At 31.7% G+C, this 1,452-nt stretch carries 2 protein-coding genes; both read right to left on the minus strand.

Annotated features, from left to right (window positions below; genetic code table 11):
* Positions 1–47: 47 nt before the first annotated feature.
* Positions 48–341, minus strand: a complete 294-nt coding sequence (locus DWW43_RS12000; RefSeq protein WP_004853536.1) for a hypothetical protein — start codon at positions 339–341, stop codon at positions 48–50.
* Positions 342–407: 66 nt separating this feature from the next.
* Entirely contained in the window at positions 408–1,370 is a 963-nt protein-coding gene (locus DWW43_RS12005) for an alpha/beta fold hydrolase (protein WP_008402206.1), read from the minus strand.
* Positions 1,371–1,452 lie beyond the last annotated feature (82 nt).

Consider the following 1,452-nt stretch of genomic DNA (forward strand, 5'->3'; position numbering starts at 1 on the left):
ATATATTATGATTTGTAAATTATAGACACTTGCAAATTCAAATTTGCTTATTTTAACCAAATCGGACCGACAATAAATATTCCCCAAAAGAGAACTGTAATAATGACTAAGGCTTCAGATACAGACCAGTAAATGATTTTATATTTTTTTACCGTAAGAGGATATATAAAATATATCAGTACAACTAATAGCTGTAAAATGATAAATAGTATTGTTTCCTCAACCGTTGCAGATATGAAAAAGTCAGCAGCGCCCTTTGCTACACCCTTACCTATAAGCCAGATATTGACTGCCAAAAAAGAAACGATTGAAAGAATTAGCTTTACACCAAATCTATTCATGTTATTCCCCTCCAAATTCCGATTTTCTTGATTCCACAAACTGAAAGTTTACTTTCCCTATTTCTATCATTTAGTAAAATTCAATAATTCTTGAACCTTTTCTCGATATTCTTGGTTATGATCTAACCATATTTCTGTATGTTCACTATCAGTTACCGTCCAAATCATTTTAATTTCTTCATTTTGTATTGAATCATATATTTCTTGTCCCATAAACTGTGGGGTTAATGTATCTGCTTCACTGTTTATTACCAAAACCGGAATTTCAATATCTGCAATTTTGTCACATACATTTGCATCATCATAACTAAATCCCAATTTCATTTTGTTGATAATGTTGCCACAGAATGTCATGTAAGATATAGGCAATCCAATATCCATCTTTCTCATTTCTTCTTCTACCATCCATTTCATATCACTAACCGGACAATCTAGAATCAGAAAATCCACTTTGTTTTCAACATCCTTATCTCCCATTGCTAATCCTGCAGTTGCTCCACCAAACGATGTACCCCATATTCCTATCACTTGCTCCGGTGCATGGCTATAGACATAATCAATGTAATCAATCAAATCATATTTTTCCCAGTATCCAAATGTAGTATATTGAGCTGTATTTTCGTTGCTACTTCTCTGGTCATAAGTCAATACATTATATCCTTTCTGTAAAAACATTTCTGCTAAAGGATAATTGGTATAACGATTTCCACCAAGACCATGCACTAAAATAACTGTTGGATTATTCTTATCTCCTTCTTCACCAAGAGCATATATGTAATCTGCCGGTATCATATGTTCATCAAAAGTTGAAGTGATTTCAACTTTTTCTATAGTATATGTACTGCAGAAAACATCATAATCCATATTATATCTTTCCCAAAAACTATCTTTCACTTTTGAAGTATCTTCACAAGTAACCAATTGAGTAGACCCCATGAAAACTTGCGTCCCTATAAAATAGGACATTCCCACAAACAAAAGTAAAATAACTATAACTATTATCAACAATATTTTTGTCCATTTCTTCATCGTTTTCTCCTAAAAATTCCGATTTTCTTGATTCTACAAACTTGAATTTGCAAGTGTCTATAATTTACAAATCATAATATAT

The sequence above is a fragment of the Clostridium sp. AF15-41 genome (genome assembly GCF_003604095.1).
GTDB lineage: Bacteria > Bacillota > Clostridia > Lachnospirales > Lachnospiraceae > Coprococcus.